The organism is Virgibacillus alimentarius (assembly GCF_017874635.1).
Taxonomy (GTDB): Bacteria; Bacillota; Bacilli; order Bacillales; family Amphibacillaceae; genus Virgibacillus_B; species Virgibacillus_B alimentarius.
The window spans coordinates 170,454-187,376 of the sequence record NZ_JAGIKX010000003.1; the positions used below are offsets into that span (position 1 = coordinate 170,454).

General features: G+C 35.0%; 14 protein-coding genes, 1 other RNA gene and 1 pseudogene. 9 read left to right on the forward strand and 7 right to left on the reverse strand.

Annotated features, from left to right (window positions below; genetic code table 11):
- Positions 1-8: 8 nt before the first annotated feature.
- From tpiA to J2Z81_RS04055, 4 genes are all read left to right on the forward strand, one after another.
- Positions 9-767, forward strand: a complete 759-nt coding sequence (gene tpiA, locus J2Z81_RS04040; protein ID WP_029270438.1) for a triose-phosphate isomerase — start codon at positions 9-11, stop codon at positions 765-767.
- A complete protein-coding gene (gene gpmI, locus J2Z81_RS04045) occupies positions 764-2,302 on the forward strand; it encodes a 2,3-bisphosphoglycerate-independent phosphoglycerate mutase (RefSeq protein WP_029270436.1) in 1,539 nt (512 codons plus the stop codon). Before tpiA ends, gpmI begins: the two co-directional genes overlap by 4 nt.
- Before the next feature lie 16 nt (positions 2,303-2,318).
- Complete coding sequence (gene eno, locus J2Z81_RS04050) at positions 2,319-3,605, forward strand: phosphopyruvate hydratase (RefSeq protein WP_226370772.1); 1,287 nt, start codon at positions 2,319-2,321, stop codon at positions 3,603-3,605.
- A 112-nt stretch (positions 3,606-3,717) separates the two neighbouring features.
- Entirely contained in the window at positions 3,718-4,674 is a 957-nt protein-coding gene (locus J2Z81_RS04055) for a nucleoside hydrolase (RefSeq protein ID WP_226370773.1), read from the forward strand.
- 47 nt (positions 4,675-4,721) lie between these two features.
- Here J2Z81_RS04055 and ptsP read toward each other — a convergent pair whose 3' ends face one another.
- Together ptsP and J2Z81_RS04065 are read right to left on the reverse strand one after the other, a co-directional pair.
- Positions 4,722-6,434 (reverse strand): phosphoenolpyruvate--protein phosphotransferase, encoded by a 1,713-nt coding sequence (gene ptsP, locus J2Z81_RS04060; protein WP_029268149.1) that lies wholly within the window; start codon positions 6,432-6,434, stop codon positions 4,722-4,724.
- A 124-nt stretch (positions 6,435-6,558) separates the two neighbouring features.
- On the reverse strand, positions 6,559-7,470 hold the full coding sequence (locus J2Z81_RS04065; protein ID WP_029268151.1) for an alpha/beta hydrolase: 912 nt from the start codon (positions 7,468-7,470) through the stop codon (positions 6,559-6,561).
- Between the two features lie 118 nt (positions 7,471-7,588).
- Between J2Z81_RS04065 and secG the strand changes: the two genes are divergently transcribed.
- The 5 genes from secG (at position 7,589) to ssrA (ending at position 11,993) form a co-directional block, all read left to right on the forward strand.
- Positions 7,589-7,819, forward strand: coding sequence for a preprotein translocase subunit SecG (secG, locus tag J2Z81_RS04070; RefSeq protein ID WP_029268153.1), 231 nt, complete (start codon positions 7,589-7,591; stop codon positions 7,817-7,819).
- Positions 7,820-7,913: 94 nt separating this feature from the next.
- Entirely contained in the window at positions 7,914-8,660 is a 747-nt protein-coding gene (locus J2Z81_RS04075) for an alpha/beta hydrolase (protein WP_029268155.1), read from the forward strand.
- 48 nt (positions 8,661-8,708) lie between these two features.
- The gene (rnr, locus tag J2Z81_RS04080) at positions 8,709-10,913 is read left to right on the forward strand and encodes a ribonuclease R (RefSeq protein WP_038221030.1); all 2,205 of its coding nucleotides are present in this window, start codon (positions 8,709-8,711) and stop codon (positions 10,911-10,913) included.
- A gap of 119 nt (positions 10,914-11,032) precedes the next feature.
- Entirely contained in the window at positions 11,033-11,497 is a 465-nt protein-coding gene (gene smpB / locus J2Z81_RS04085; protein ID WP_029268159.1) for an SsrA-binding protein SmpB, read from the forward strand.
- A gap of 133 nt (positions 11,498-11,630) precedes the next feature.
- Positions 11,631-11,993, forward strand: a transfer-messenger RNA (tmRNA) gene (gene ssrA / locus J2Z81_RS04090).
- Positions 11,994-13,147: 1,154 nt separating this feature from the next.
- On the opposite strand, the gene J2Z81_RS04095 is transcribed toward ssrA, so the two are convergent.
- The 5 genes and pseudogenes from J2Z81_RS04095 to J2Z81_RS04110 form a co-directional block, all read right to left on the reverse strand.
- Positions 13,148-13,519 carry a hypothetical protein gene (locus tag J2Z81_RS04095; RefSeq protein ID WP_226370774.1) on the reverse strand — a complete coding sequence of 124 codons (372 nt, stop codon included), beginning with the start codon at positions 13,517-13,519 and terminating at the stop codon, positions 13,148-13,150.
- Between the two features lie 199 nt (positions 13,520-13,718).
- Positions 13,719-13,910 carry a hypothetical protein gene (locus J2Z81_RS04100; protein WP_121131889.1) on the reverse strand — a complete coding sequence of 64 codons (192 nt, stop codon included), beginning with the start codon at positions 13,908-13,910 and terminating at the stop codon, positions 13,719-13,721.
- Between the two features lie 35 nt (positions 13,911-13,945).
- Positions 13,946-14,170 (reverse strand): SHOCT domain-containing protein, encoded by a 225-nt coding sequence (locus tag J2Z81_RS04105; RefSeq protein WP_226370775.1) that lies wholly within the window; start codon positions 14,168-14,170, stop codon positions 13,946-13,948.
- 28 nt (positions 14,171-14,198) lie between these two features.
- Positions 14,199-14,564 (reverse strand): annotated as a pseudogene (locus J2Z81_RS15785) (arsenic resistance protein); the annotation flags it as partial.
- Between the two features lie 582 nt (positions 14,565-15,146).
- Positions 15,147-16,559, reverse strand: coding sequence for a hypothetical protein (locus tag J2Z81_RS04110; RefSeq protein ID WP_226370776.1), 1,413 nt, complete (start codon positions 16,557-16,559; stop codon positions 15,147-15,149).
- Positions 16,560-16,923 lie beyond the last annotated feature (364 nt).

The window sequence follows — 16,923 nt, forward strand, 5'->3', positions numbered from 1 at the left end:
TGGATCATATGCGTAAGAAAGTAATCGCCGGAAATTGGAAGATGAACAAAATGTTATCAGAAGCAAATCAATTCTTGGTGGAAACAGCAAACAAGGTACCAAATAACGATCATGTAGAAGCAATTGTGTGTGCGCCATTTCCTTTTCTAGCATCACTTGTTGAAAAGGCAAAAGGAACGAGCTTAAAAATTGGTGCTCAAAACATGCATTATGAAGAAAAAGGTGCATTTACAGGTGAAGTAAGTCCATCGATGTTAAAGGATCTTGGTGTCAGTCATGCTGTTATTGGACATTCTGAACGCAGAGAATATTTTGCTGAGACAGATGAAAGTGTTAACAAAAAAGCACATGCTGCATTTAAGCATGGATTAACGCCAATTATCTGCTGTGGTGAAACATTAGAACAACGTGAAGCAAATGAGACAATGAATCATATAGCATCTCAAGTGAAAGCAGCTTTAAAAGACTTATCTGAAAGTCAAATTGCGGAAACGATTATCGCATATGAACCAATTTGGGCGATTGGAACAGGTAAAACAGCTTCTAGTGAAGAAGCAAGTGACGTATGTACACATATACGTCATGTTGTGAAAGAAATTACATCTGAAGCTACAGCTGAAAAAGTTATTATTCAATATGGGGGCAGTGTAAAACCTGCAAACATTGATGAATTACTGGCACAGTCTGATATTGATGGCGCATTAGTAGGTGGAGCTAGCCTAGAGCCAGAGTCATTTTTACAACTAATGGAGGCTGGAACAAAATGAGTCGGGATAATTTGGCAGCATTAATTATTTTAGATGGGTTCGGTCTTCGAGCGGAAGAAAAGGGAAATGCAGTTAAACAAGCTAATAAGCCTAATTTTGAACGTTATTGGAATACGTATGCCCATAATCAATTGACTGCTTGCGGAAAAGCAGTTGGTCTACCTGAAGGCCAAATGGGAAATTCGGAAGTTGGTCATTTAAATATTGGCGCTGGCAGAATTGTTTATCAAAGTTTAACGCGTGTGAACCTGTCAATAAAAGACGGGGAATTCTTTGAAAAAGAAGCATTTTTAAAATCAATAAATAAAGCTAAAGAAAAAAATAAGGCATTACATCTTTTTGGATTGTTATCTGATGGTGGTGTACATAGCCATATTAATCATTTGTTTGCTTTATTAAAACTTGCAAAAGAAGAAAACATGGAAAAGGTTTATGTGCATGCCTTTTTAGATGGACGGGATGTTGGACCGCAAACAGCAAAGGAATATATCAAACAAACAGAAGATAAAATGAAAGAATACGGTGTCGGTCAATTTGCTACAATATCAGGACGTTATTATTCCATGGATCGAGATAAACGCTGGGATCGTGTGAAAAAAGCATATGATGCGATGGTCTACGGAAAAGGACCAAGCTACATGGATCCATTTGAAGTAGTAGATGATTCCTATGAGAACGGAATCTATGATGAGTTTGTTATCCCGTCTGTAATTACAAATAAAGATGGGGAACCAATTGGAAAGGTTGAAGACGGGGATTCGATTATATTTTATAACTTCCGTCCAGATCGGGCGATTCAAATATCCAGAACCTTTGCAAATCAGGACTTTCATGACTTTGATCGTGGTGAGCATGTCCCAAAAGATTTGGATTTCGTTATGTTAACGAATTTTAGTGAATCTGTTGATGGGTATGTTGCTTATCATCCAGTGAACCTTGATAATACAGTTGGTGAAGTGTTGTCTCAGCATGATCTGAAACAACTTCGAATTGCAGAAACGGAAAAATATCCGCATGTAACATTTTTCATGAGTGGTGGAAGGGAAAATGAATTCCCAGGAGAAAAGCGAGTATTAATTGATTCACCCAAAGTGGCAACATATGATTTAAAACCGGAAATGAGTGCATACGAAGTAACGGATGCATTATTAAAAGAGTTGGATACCAAGCAGCATCATGCAATTATTTTAAACTTTGCTAACCCAGACATGGTAGGACATTCCGGGAAATTAGAGCCAAGCATTGAGGCGATTGAAGCGGTTGACGAGTGTCTTGGCAAAGTTGTTGATAAAATTATAGAACTTGGTGGACATGCTATTATTACGGCCGATCATGGCAATTCGGATGAAGTAATAACACTTGAAGGCGAACCAATGACAGCTCATACAACGAATCCTGTACCAGTCATTGTTACGAAAGATGATATTGAACTGCGTGATGGAGGTATTTTAGCAGATTTATCCCCAACATTGCTTGATTTATTACATTTGGAAAAACCGAAAGAAATGACAGGTAAATCATTAATAAAAAAATAATAGAGGAGAGATTCAAATGCCATATATTACAGATGTTTATGCACGTGAAGTATTGGATTCGCGTGGTAATCCGACCATTGAAGTAGAGGTTTTTACGGAATCAGGAGCTTTCGGCTCTGCATTAGTTCCTAGTGGTGCTTCAACAGGCGAATATGAAGCAGTAGAGCTTCGTGACGGTGATAAAGACCGTTATTTAGGAAAAGGTGTTTTAAAAGCAGTAGAAAATGTGAATGAGGTTATTGCTCCTGAATTACTAGGTTTAGACATTACACGCCAAAATATTATCGACCATTTAATGATCGAGCTGGATGGTACAGAGAATAAAGGAAATCTCGGTGCCAACGCTATTTTAGGTGTATCTATGGCGGTAGCACATGCAGCATCAAGTTATCTTGAAATTCCTTTATACAATTATTTAGGTGGTTTTAATGCTAAAACATTACCAACTCCAATGATGAATATTTTAAACGGCGGCGAACATGCTGACAATAATGTGGACATTCAAGAGTTTATGATCATGCCTATTGGTGCTCCAACATTTCAAGAAGCTTTACGAACTGGAGCAGAAATTTTCCATTCATTAAAGAATGTCTTAAAATCGAAAGGTTACAACACAGCTGTTGGTGACGAAGGTGGTTTTGCTCCAAATCTAAAATCGAATGAAGAGGCATTAGAAACGATTGTTGAAGCCATTGAAGCTGCAGGTTATAAGCCAGCTGAAGAAATTAAATTGGCGATGGATGTAGCTTCATCTGAAATCTTTCAAGATGGAAAATATAACCTTAAAGGCGAAGGGGTTGTCCGTACGTCAGAGGAGATGGTTTCATGGTATGAAGAAATGGTCAATAAATACCCAATTGTTTCAATTGAAGATGGCTTGGATGAGAATGACTGGGAAGGTCATAAACTCCTCACAGACCGTTTAGGTAATCGTGTTCAATTAGTGGGAGATGATCTTTTTGTAACGAATACAGAAAAGCTCGCGCAAGGGATTGAGCAAGGTGTTGGTAACTCCATTTTAGTCAAGGTTAATCAGATTGGAACGTTGACGGAAACATTTGAAGCGATTGAAATGGCGAAAAAAGCAGGCTATACGGCAGTTATTTCACACCGATCAGGAGAAACAGAAGATGCTACAATTGCTGACATTGCTGTAGCTACAAACGCTGGACAAATTAAAACTGGTGCCCCATCACGTACTGATCGGGTAGCAAAATATAACCAGCTGCTGCGTATTGAAGATGAGCTTTCCGGTATGGGCGAATATGCAGGGATTGACGCATTTTATAATTTAAAAAAGTAAATGAGGAACAGCTAGAGGCAGGGTAGAACCTGTCTCTTTTGCATATTCACGAGACAACATTCTCATGTAATAAATTAACAGTATGGCAAATTCTACAGAAGGAGAATGCTGTTTGGCAGAAAAAATATTGGTATTCGGTGATGTTGGGATCGATGACACAATTGCTTTAATATACAGCTATCTTAATGATCAAATAGATATCGTAGGAATCGTTGCAGATTATGGAAATATATCAAGAGAAAATGCATTAGCCAATGTACATTACGTAAAAAACTTATTAAATGTTTCAGAGAATATTAAAATCTATGCTGGAGCTGAGGTACCGACACATGGAAGAAAACCTACGTACTTTCCTGAAATACATGGTGAATATGGACTTGGGCCGATTACACCCCCAGTAGTTACAAATGAGAGCGTTAATGAAAATTTTTATGAGGTAGTTGAAATTATCGAGAAATATGGCGATGAACTGATTATCGTCAATATTGGAAGGTTAACTTCATTGGCAACCATGTTTATACTTTATCAAAACTTAATGAATAAGGTAAAAGCTTATTATTTAATGGGTGGTGCCTTCTGGGTTCCGGGTAATGCTACAGCTGTTTCAGAAGCAAATTTTTATGCTGATCCGAATGCAGCCAATATAGTACTTACTTATGCGAATAACGTCACCATCATCCCTCTGAATGTTACGGAACAAGCAATTGTAACACCGGAAATGGTAAATTATATAGATGAGCGTGGCCAAGTAGAGCTCGTAAAACCATTATTAGATTATTATTATGATTTTTACAAAAAACGAAATCCAAGCATTCAGGGCAGTCCAATGCATGATGCGCTTACATTAATGGCAACAATTCATGAAAAAATGCTTATTTATCGTACGTTACCTGTTACAATCGTAGAATCGATAGATAGTGAAGCAAGAGGACAAAGTATTGCTGATATTCGTCCTTATGAAAATATTAAAGAAAAACAAGGAAAGCAGCATCGAATCGCATTTCAGCTTGATTACAGACAATTCTTTAATGAATTCATGACTGTAATGACCAAGGAAGTAGTTGGTTAAGTTAGAAATGTTAAAACACCACAGCATTTGTGGTGTTTTTCTTTCTATTATTCCGTTTTTTCTTTAATAAAAGCTTCAATTTCTTCTGCAGTTCCCATGGAAAGGAATGTATCCTTGTATGATGCTAATTTTTCTTTGGATAAGTTACTAATCTGAGTACGCGCTGGTAGAATAGATGTAGCACTCATGCTAAATTCATCTAACCCTAGTCCTAATAAAATAGGAATAGCAATAGGATCTCCGGCCATTTCACCGCACATGCCTACCCATTTACCCTCATGATGGGCTGCTTCGATCACATTGTTTACTAAATTTAAGATTGCTGGATGGTAAGGCTGATATAAATAAGAAACTCTTTCATTCATCCGGTCAGCTGCCATTGTGTATTGGATCAAATCATTTGTTCCAATACTGAAGAAATCTACTTCTTTCGCAAATTGTTTCGCAGTAACTGCTGTTGATGGTATTTCAACCATAATTCCAACTTCGATATGGTCAGAAACTTTTACATCTTCTTTTTGCAAGGCTTCCTTTTCATCAAGAAAAATTGCTTTTGCTTGCCTAAATTCCTCAAGTGTTGCAATCATTGGGAACATAATTTTTAAATTTCCATGAACACTTGCGCGAAGCAGCGCTCGTAATTGTGTCCGGAATATATCTTCATTTTCTAAGCAGAATCGAATAGCCCGAAAACCTAAAAATGGGTTGAGTTCTTTAGGTAAATCCAAATAATTTAATTCTTTGTCTCCACCAATATCAAGTGTTCGTACGACAACAGGCTTGTCTCCCATCTGTTCTAACACAGACTTGTATGCATCATATTGTTCATCTTCCGTTGGGAGCACATTTTTACCCATGTATAAAAACTCAGTTCGGTAAAGGCCAACCCCCTCACCACCGTTGTTTAACACTCCCTCAATGTCTTCAGGAGTTCCAATATTCGCAGCTAATTCTACCTGCTCCTTGTCTTTTGTAAACGTTGGTTCATTTTTTAGCTTTGCCCATTCATCTTTTTGTTTTAAAAAGTCCTCTTGCTTTTTACGATAGGCTACCAACTCTTCCTCTGTTGGGTTAATAATGATGGTGCCTTCTATGCCATCGACGATGATCACATCATTTTCTTCTGATCGCTCTGTAATTTCTTTAGTACCTACAATAGCAGGAATTTCTAGTGACCTCGCCATGATTGCTGAATGGGATGTACGTCCGCCAATGTCTGTTACAAATCCTTTAACAAAATCACGATTCAGTTGTGCGGTATCTGATGGTGTCAAGTCATGTGCTATAACAATAACTTCTTCGTCAATTAAGGCCGGGTTTGGAAAGTTTACTCCGAGTAAATGCGCCATGACTCGTTTTGTAACGTCCTGAATATCAGCGGCACGTTCACGCATATATTCATTTTCCATATTTTTAAACATATCAATAAACATATTTGCTATTTCTTCTAATGCAGCTTCTGCCATTGTGTTGTCTGATTTAATTTTGTCCTTGATCGGATTAATAAGCTCAGGATCTCCAAGCACAAGTAAATGAGCTGAAAAAATTTCAGCATGTTCTTCTCCGATCGCTTGCTTCGTGTGCTCTTTAATTTTCTCCAATTCTATTTTGGATATTTCTAGCGCTTTATCTAAACGTTCTATTTCTTTTTCTGGATTATCAATTGTAACTTTTTCAAAAGTTAAGTCTGGTGTAACAAGTTGATATGCTTTTGCGATTGCTATACCAGAAGATGCAGCAATTCCTTGTAACTTTTTCATGATGCTTGTCCAACCTTTCACTTTTAGTTATAAACAACCATTCCTATTGTAAACGGTTTGTATAAAGGGTTTCAAGCAAAGCTAGCTGGGATTTTAAATGTAATCGTTTAATAAAAATAATCATTTATAACTGTGTTTGTATCCACTTAAATATAGCCGAGAATACCTCTTCCTTATTCCCTTCACTTAGTAATTCGTGCCGACCATTTTCAAATAGCATGGTGGTAATATCAGACAGACCTGCCTGTCTGAATAGATGTGCTGTTTTCCAAACTCCTTTAGAATAGTCCCCGACTGGATCGGCATCTCCACTAATGATTAGCATGGGGAGGTCCTTGCGAATAAATGCATTTCTTTTTTTATTATGAATATCTTCTAAGCCAGTCATCAAATCATAGAAAAAACGAGCAGTAGGAATAAAACCAGTATGTGGATCATTTATATATTCCTGTATTGCTTTTTCATCGCTTGATAGCCAATCAAAGCCTGTTTTTTTTGCTGCAATTCTTTTATTATAAGTTCCAAAAACTAGTGAATTCATGAGTTTTGATTTTTCTTTTGGGGGTAATATGGAAGCGAGTGCTTTCGCTGTCTTAATCCTCAGCCCATAGTGAAATCCAGTACCAGATAAAATGACTCCATTTACGGCATCACTTTGATGTTGGATATACTTTCTTGTTAAAAATGATCCCATACTATGTCCAAATAAGATAATGGGAGTATTAGGGTAATCTTGTTTAATTTGTTTTGTTACTTCATATAAATCAAGGGCTGTTTTTGTAAAACCTTCTTTATCTGACAGATAACCAAACAGTCCCTGCTTTTCGCCTGTCTGACCGTGTCCGCGATGATCATTCCCATAAACAAATATATTTTGATTTAATAAAAAGTGAGAAAAAGTACCGTATCGCCTGATATGTTCTACCATGCCATGAGCAATTTGTATAATCGCTTTTGGTTGCTGTGCTTCTTTATACCACTTTTTAACAAAAATCGACTCATCATCATGTGATTTTATCCAAAAGTCTTTTTCCATGATTCTCCTCCATTACATATGTTTGTTTTTAGTTTATCATATTTAGAATATTTGCTTGATATTTAAATCAAAATTATGCTAAAGTATTGATTAGGCAATGCAGGAGGTGTCACCTAACATGGGTGGTTTAGTAAATACTTTATTAATTATTGATGCAATTATTATGATTGTACTTGTATTACTTCAATCTGGAAAAAGTGAAGGCCTTTCGGGGGCTATTTCTGGAGGGGCTGAACAATTATTCGGTAAACAGAAAGCACGAGGTCTGGATTTAGTATTACATCGTGGTACAGTAATAACTGGAACGCTGTTTTTTATTTTAGCTTTTTTAAGTGCGTATGTTATATAGTGAAAGATGACCCTTATTACAAAAAAATGTGGTAGGGGGTTTTTATTTTGTAAAATAAGGAATGATAGTAAATGAATAAGGAGATGCAGTTTAAATGAAAATAAAAGAACCACAACCATTTACGTTTGAAGCAGGGCCTCGGGCAGTATTATTATTGCATGGGTTCACAGGTCATACTGCTGATGTACGTATGCTTGGACGATTTTTAGAGAAAAAAGGCTATACCAGTCACGCCCCAATATATGCAGGTCACGGAAAACCGCCTGAAGCGTTGCTTGATGTCAGTGCTGAAGATTGGTGGGAAGATGTAAAAAGCGCATATAAATATTTACAAGATCTTGGATATGAAGAGATCGCTGTTGCCGGTTTGTCATTAGGTGGTGTCTTAGGATCGAAGCTTGCATATTCAAACAAAGTCAAAGCATTGATACCAATGTGTGCACCGATGTTTTTTGATAATGAAAAGCAACTGACGTTAGGATTTGAATCCTTTTCCAGGGAGTATAAACAATTAGAGGAAAAGGACGAAGCAGTAATAGAAAAAGAAGTGGATGCACTTATAGAAGACACGGCACCTTTATTTAAGCAATTAGGAGAGCTTATTACGGATGTAAAAAATCATATTGATATGATCTATACACCTACAATGGTTGTCCAGGCAAGGAAAGATGAAATGATAAATATAGAAAGTGCAAATTATATTTATGATAATATAGAGTCAGATGATAAAGAAATGAAATGGTATGAAGAATCTGGCCACGTCATTACATTGGATAAAGAAAGAAATCAGTTACATGAAGATATTTACCAGTTTTTAGAAAAATTAGATTGGAAAGAATGATTATTATCATAATAAAGGTTAACAATAGAAATGAAAGAAGGTGAGCAGATGGAACAAGATATAAAAGAAAAGATACGGGAATTCTTTAATGAAAACGGAACAAGGCCATTGTCTGTAGAGGAATTGGAAGAGAAATTGGATTTAAGTTATTCCGAAGATTTTAAACAGCTTATTATATCATTAAATGAACTGGAAGATACAGGTGAGCTTGTTCGTACAAGAAAAAACCGGTTTGGATTACCAGAAAAAATGAATCTAATTCGTGGAAAGATACAAATGCATGCAAAAGGCTTTGCGTTTTTAATTCCTGATGATGAAGATCAAGGTGATGTATACATTCATCACTCCGATCTAGCTTCAGCCATGAATGATGATAAAGTCATGGTACGGATTGAAAAGAAAGATGTCGATGGGAATCGTCCAGAGGGGACAGTCATACGTATTCTTGAGCGGGCCATTCATACAGTCGTTGGCACATTTGAAGATAATCGGGCATTTGGTTTTGTTATTGCAGATGATAAGCGGATTCCCAATGATATATTTATACCAAAAAGCATGACAAATGGGGCTGTAAGTGGCCATAAAGTGATCGCACATATTACAAAATACCCTGAAGGACGAAAAAGTGCTGAAGGAGAAATAATACAAATCCTAGGCCATAAAAATGATCCTGGTATCGATATCATTTCGATTATTTATAAGCATGGTATTAAAATCGATTTTTCTCAGGAAGTGTTAGATCAGGCGGCACAAGCTCCGGAAGTTATTTCAGAAGAAGAAATAAAAGGACGTCGGGACTTGCGAGCAGAAACCATTGTAACGATAGACGGGGCGGATGCGAAAGATTTGGACGATGCGATCAGTGTGAAATTATTAGATAATGGAAATTATCAATTAGGTGTCTATATTGCAGATGTAAGTTATTATTTAGAACAAGGTACACCGATGGATAAAGAAGCATATGAACGGGGGACAAGTGTTTATCTCGTAGATCGAGTAATACCAATGATTCCACATCGCTTATCTAATGGAATTTGTTCGTTAAATCCGCATGTGGATCGATTAACACTAGGATGTGAAATGGAAATTAGCCCCGCTGGGGATATTGTTAATCATTCTATTTTCCCTTGTGTTATTCAATCAAAAGAACGCATGACTTATAAGGATGTCAATAAAATTTTAGTCGACCATGATGTAGAGTTAAGAGAAAAATATAAAGAGCTCGTACCGATGTTTGAGAAGATGGCCGAGTTAGCACAGGTTTTAAACAGAAAGCGAATGGGCCGTGGAGCTATTGACTTTGATTTTAAGGAAGCGCAGGTGTTAGTAGATGAAAATGGAAAAGCAACAGATGTTGTCCTGCGCGAACGCTCTGTTGGTGAACGTCTGATTGAAGAATTTATGCTAGCAGCGAATGAAACGGTCGCAGAACATTTTCACTGGTTGGATGTTCCTTTTATACACAGGATCCATGAAGACCCAGATGAAGGGAAGCTCCAGCATTTCTTTGAATTTATTGCAGGTTTAGGATATGTAGTTAAAGGCACTGCAAATGAAATACACCCCCAAGCACTGCAAAAAGTGATTGAAGAAGTGCGGGGAGAGAAAGAAGAAATGATTGTTTCGAAATTAATGTTGCGTTCCATGAAACAAGCGAAATATGACCCGCAAAGTGTTGGACACTTTGGATTAGCAACTGAATTTTATACACATTTTACATCACCAATTCGACGGTACCCGGATCTCATTGTACACCGCTTGATCCGGACATATTTAATAAATAAACAAATGGATAAAAAGACCATTGATTACTGGAAGGAACATTTACCGGAAATCGCCAGACACACATCTGAAATGGAAAGGGCTGCTGTTGATACAGAGAGAGAAACCGATGATCTGAAAAAGGCCGAATTCATGGAAGATAAAGTTGGCGAAGAATTTGATGGAGTCATCAGTTCAGTAACCAGTTTTGGCATGTTTGTGGAATTGGAAAACACGGTTGAGGGACTTGTTCATGTTAGCTATTTAACGGATGATTATTATCATTTCGATGATCGAAATCACGCATTGATTGGAGAGCGGACAGCTAAAATGTACCGAATCGGGGATGAGGTAAAAGTTAAGGTAGTCAGTGTTAATTTAGATGAACATGTCGTTGATTTTGAACTAGTTCATAGTCATGCAACCACACAAAACGCTAACACGGCACTAAAGAAAAAAGGAAAACGAAAAAGAAAATCAAAACGCAAGTAAATCATTGCTGGTCCATAGGATGACTTTGGATCAGTAATGGTGTTCTGTATCCTTATTCTTGGCATAGGTTCTGATATTTGTTAAAATAAAATTTATGGAAGAAGTAGGAGGAAGCCTTTATGCCTAAAGGATATGGAAAAACACTCGCACAAAATAGAAAAGCTTCACATGATTACTTTATTGAAGAAACATATGAGGCTGGTATTGTACTACGGGGAACAGAAATCAAATCAATACGCGCTGGACGTATAAATATAAAAGATTCCCATGCTAGAATCATTAATGGTGAAGTACAGCTGATTAATATGCATATTGCACCATATGAACAAGGGAATCGGTTTAATCATGATCCCACACGTTCGCGAAAGTTATTGCTGCATAGAAAACAAATCAACAAGTTAATTGGTCTAACGCAACAACAGGGTTATGCACTTATTCCATTAAAAATATATATTAAAAATGGTGTTGCCAAAGTATTAATTGGACTAGGAAAAGGGAAGAAAAAATACGATAAGCGGGAAGATCTTAAGCAAAAGCAAATGAAGCGGGATATAGACCGTGCCATAAAAGATCAAATGAGATAAAAGTATTGAACTGCTTGTAAATTCTTCCATGGGTTGATTTCAATCTGTCATATGATATAATAAATAATGTAGTTAATGATATGATAATTAAATATTGCTCAGGTAAACAATCCCGAGCGTTACTCATTTATATGGGGACGTTACGGATTCGACAGGGATAGATCGAGCTTGGGTTGCACGTCGAGGTTACGACTCGTAAAACGTTATGCCTATAATAACTGGCAAAACTAATAATCAACCTGCTTTAGCTGCTGCGTAAGTAGTCCTAAAGCGATCCTTCCTGCTTTCGCCCGTGAAGCAGATTGAAGGGTCTCAAATGAAACGGGCTATACTGTCATCCACCGTCTGAGGATAACAGTTGAAATGAATCAGACTAGCTACTTCAAAGCCCGTTGGTAGGCTGAGAAGCTAGTGAATGATAATATACCAACTATGCGTGTAGAAGCCTGAGTGGCGATATCTTTGGACGTGGGTTCGATTCCCACCGTCTCCACCAATACATAATTTGGTGGTTTTTTTAATGTATGTGACATAAAGCATAAAATTTCCGTTTGGAAGCTTTATGCTTTATTTTATTTTAGGAAGTTTTATGCTTGAATCTTCAGCTTTCATAGCTAATATATTAAGAAATCATCATTTATGCCGTCAATAAAATCTAATTTCAAGGTGAAATTGTAAATCCTTTGTACTTATTATTGTGGTTCAATTTATATTAAAAAAGTGTATTTGATAAATTTAAAAATTGAGCCGCTTTAAGAAGATGGATTGCATAATAAAAAATGAGGAAGTAAATACACCTCCTCATTTTTTATGTCTGAAATACAAGTTGCACTAACATACTTAATTATTTCCAAAGATATTTAATTTATTCAAAGTAGGCATTCTAAAAATCAATTAAGCTGTTTCCAATCATCATCGTATTGATCCATGTGCATCGACATAATTAAACCGTTATGCATCGTTTTTGGAAAATAATTTGTACTAGAAGATTGTCTTTCCTTTGGGATTCCCTTTCTTTTGTTTTTATATTGAAAGTATAATTTCAACTTAATTGGAGATTATATGTATAAATCGTTAATTAGTTGTCTTATGAACTTCAACAAATTTGCACATACATAAATGTGCAAAGAAGCAAAAAGGTCAGCACTAAATACAGTGTTGGCTTTTTTCTTCTTTTCTAGGACTGTAATATATTAACGTTATAAGAATTCGAATAGCAATAATCCAGAGTATAAATTATTTTAATCTAATCCCTGTCCCACTGTTGGCGACAGTCAGGACACTCCCATTTTGTTACTCTGTCTTCTTCTATACTAGAAATGCCGATTTTCCTTGTGAAATGAGTTGAATTACCATAGTGCTTGCGTAACTCTTTTGGGATAGGTTTACCCTGCAAGTTTGAATTGCAGAAGGGACAATATTCAATACTATTATCCATTTTTCTCATCCTTTTAATAATATTGAGAAAGAAAAAATGCCAAGGCATTTCTTCTTCCTAGACTTACAAGTAGCAATAACAACATCAACAGTATACCACTTATTTATGGGAATAATAACTATCAATGGTATTTGATGAATAACCACCAAAATAGCTTATCAGAGGTAATTATATTACCATTTTTAATCATAGACTTTAAAAACTCTTTCCATCTATTTATTAAACAACTGTATCACATCTTCAACAACATCTTTGTTGTAATTTTTGTCTAACAAGCGTTCAATAACTGCTTCCAACGTTTGTCTCTGATATATTTTTGTTAGTGCTTTTAGTATATTTTCTGTATCGATTGTTCCGAATTTATCTAAATGAACCTTCATCAAAGAGGCTTCCCCGTCTGGTAATACAAGAATATCTTCCACTTCTTTAATAGAATACCCTTTACCAAACAAAATTTCCGCTACTCGTCTCTTTTCTATTGAGCTGACAATATAATTTAGCCAGTAAAGCTGATTTTCCCTTAACGTCGTTATTTGTTGAAATTCCTCAAAAGAACCATGCTCAAAAATGTATTCAATATCCATTTTATACACTCCTTGTTCATTTCATTATGAAGCAAAACAAGACCTAATATACACATTTCAAACATTATTGACTATGTTAATGAGAGACTATTCAATGGGAGAGAGACAATTGATGTTGACAGACGAGTAAATCATTTGTAGAGAATAACCCCTGAACCGTTAAACCCCGTTAATTAAAAAATGATGTGGTAGTTGTTTACTACCACATCATTTTTTCTTCCATTTTCCTTAAACGTTCATCAATCATATCAACTTTTTGCTTAATTTGTTGTGTCATCTTCATGTGTTCCATCATCATTTGTTTCATTTCATCCATCCCCATCATGGGCATACCAGCTTCTGTTCTTCCTGTATAATTCGGGTAATAATAGTATGGATATTGATAATTCAATTTTGCTCACTCCTGTTCCTGTAATACAATAATATCTAATATTTTATATATGCCTTTAACATAAATACGTGAATGTCACCTTCAAAAAAATGATCCGGTTGTCGTATTTTGTACTCCTCCTCGGTATCGATTTCTCTTTGGGAATATCGCTGTCTAAGTACTTCAACTGCCTTGTCAGTTTGGCTTGATTTATTTCTTGATGATAGCTTTCGTATTATTAATACGATTAACCAAATAATTAAACCCCAGAACACTAACATAAAATACCACCAAACATCATCATTGAGAAGCTAAAAAGAGTATTTGAGCATTGCCAAAAAGGGGAATAATTTTGTTGTTTAAAACAGATTTTTTTCTTAATAAGAATCGTGTAAGATGAGCAATTATAAATGGGACAACTAATACAATAACTATATAGTTCCAGCACAAATATTAACAAATACACTGGCAAAAGTACGACTTGCAAAATTAAATTAATCGGCAAAACGGATGTTGAAAGAGACACATTTCCTTTTGCTATGCCAGTAAACGCTAGATATCAATCTGTACAAGGTGTCACCATAAGCATGATAAACCAATCTATAAAGCAGGATAATCAGATAAGAAAATGGAACCCAAACCCCAAGCTAATATTGGTGTCCAGATAAAATTAACCTATTTCCGATCCTTATATGTTTGGGTTACTTTTATGCAAAATTTATACCGCTATTTCATACGTAAATTAAATGCCAAATACATCATTTAGCATTTAATTAGAATAGTGATATATATAGTAATAAAAGTTAATAATATAAAACATTATAAGATACATTAGTGTCTTAAAGTAACTTTAAGACACCCTTACTTGGCAAGGGATTGAAGAGTTTATATGACAATAAATTTCAAGGATACTAGAAATCAAATATCTATAATATAAAATTAATTAATGTAAATATGATTTTTGTCTTTAAATATAGATGTTTTAACAGATACTATAAAAATTTCCTAAAGTAATTGGCCATTATTCTTTAAAAAATAGCTTTATTGAGAAACAATACAATACAGAAACAAGAGAATCGTCCTATACTTTTTTATTAAAAGGTATTGTTTGAAAAATGGTCATGCCAAATAACCCTTCTCCATTAGGGCAGAAAGGCAGAATTTATATTTTGTATTCAAAAAAAATAATTATTCGGCAATCCCCGCATTTTGGACCTTAAAAAAACAGCAATAATAATTTTTAAAAAGGATCCGATATTACTCGGTAATTGCCACGTAAGGATTATAAAGTAATTTTTCTCTTCTTTCTCTTTTATAGTTACTGTCCCGTTTGATTTCAGAGATAGTACGTTCTTTTTGATTTAATTGCCTTTGGATAGCAAGATAAAATACTTTATTCCTATCATTACCATGAGCTTCCGCCTCATCTTTATAGATTTTTTCTGCTTTTTCTTTAAATTCATACCAAGTCTTATCTACTTGTGTGAATTGGTTATAAATGAAGCTATATGCTGCTTCTAATTCACGATCTAATATAATAAGGTTGTCGTTATATGATTCCTCCATAATATAAGATATAAATGGTTTACTGTCTTTGATAGCATGTTTGAAATTTAAAGATTCATATGGGAATGTATCAACTTTAGTAAAATAATCATTTTTCACCTGTTCGAATAAGGATTTAAGTCTTTGTTCAATTCTAGGAATAACATAAAAGTTTTTAATTGTATTAGCAAAATCACCATTTTCCATTAGATTTTGAAAAGCATGGCTTCTATTTTTGAAAAAGTCTTTTAAGCCTTCACGGTATAATTGTATTCCTACATCACCGAATTCCCTATATATTTTTGCCTTTACCATATGGACCTTCTCTAAAGCTTTTACATCAAAGCTGTCTAGACTACATCCAAAATCTTTTGCGATACATTTTAAATCCTGCAACGTTGCCAATCTTGTCATATCATAAATGTCACAAATTTGATCTTTGGAAACTAAATCTTTTGCTATACGAATATGAATGATATGGTGCTTTACTTCATTTTGACTCATGCGTTTCTTTCTTTTACCTGTTTTTTCGGCAAACGTATATAATCTTTCTTTAAGATTTTTAGTGTTTTTATTTAGTATTTCTTTGCTCGCTGCAAGTCGCACTTCAAAGAAACCTTTATTAATTAAATCTAAAAGGTTGGATATCATATCTTCAAAACTAATAAAAAAATCTAACTTTACATCCTTTGCATTAGTCCGGTTTTGATAAAGATGCTCAATAGCTAAAGAATGTTCATGACCCGGAAGTTTTGCTGAAAGAATATAAAATAGGAATTGTAATTGGCGCTTATATAACTTTTTAAACTCATCAGATTGAAAGAACTTATATAAATTTATATAGTGAAAATTGTGGTTATCAGCTGTAGAAATAGTATTGAAATTACTATATAAGTAACCATCTTTACCTCTATAGATCCATTCGATTTTCTCCAATTTACCTAATGCTTCCTTAATTAGACGAGGAGTCATTATATTTGCTGCTTTAATATGTTCTAACATAATATTAATTCGTTTGTCTAAATCTGTATTAGCCGCTAAAAACGGGATTAGACGGAGAGAAACAGATGAAAGAGATTTTAATATTCTTTGTTGTTTTAACATTTCCCTACTTAACATTGTCATTATTTAACCCTCCAAAACTTGTGCAAAAAGAAAAGAACCCCAAATCTAAGTACGCCTTTGAACAATCAAAGACCTAACATAGATTTGGGGTTCTCCCTTTTTTATATGAAATTTTAAGTTTATCTAATAAATGTAAAGTTATTATATACTAATTAATATAGTAATAGCAAGAGAAATGTTTTCATTTTTGTAGCAAATCTATGAACATAAGATTAAGCGTTATTTAAGAATATTGGAGTAATCCTGCTTTTATTTTGATTATTGATCCGCTAGAATCAAAATAAAGGCAGGATTCTGTAAAGAAATACAGCATAAACATCATTATCACGCTATAGTAGTCTATAGTAGTATGCCGCAAACATTC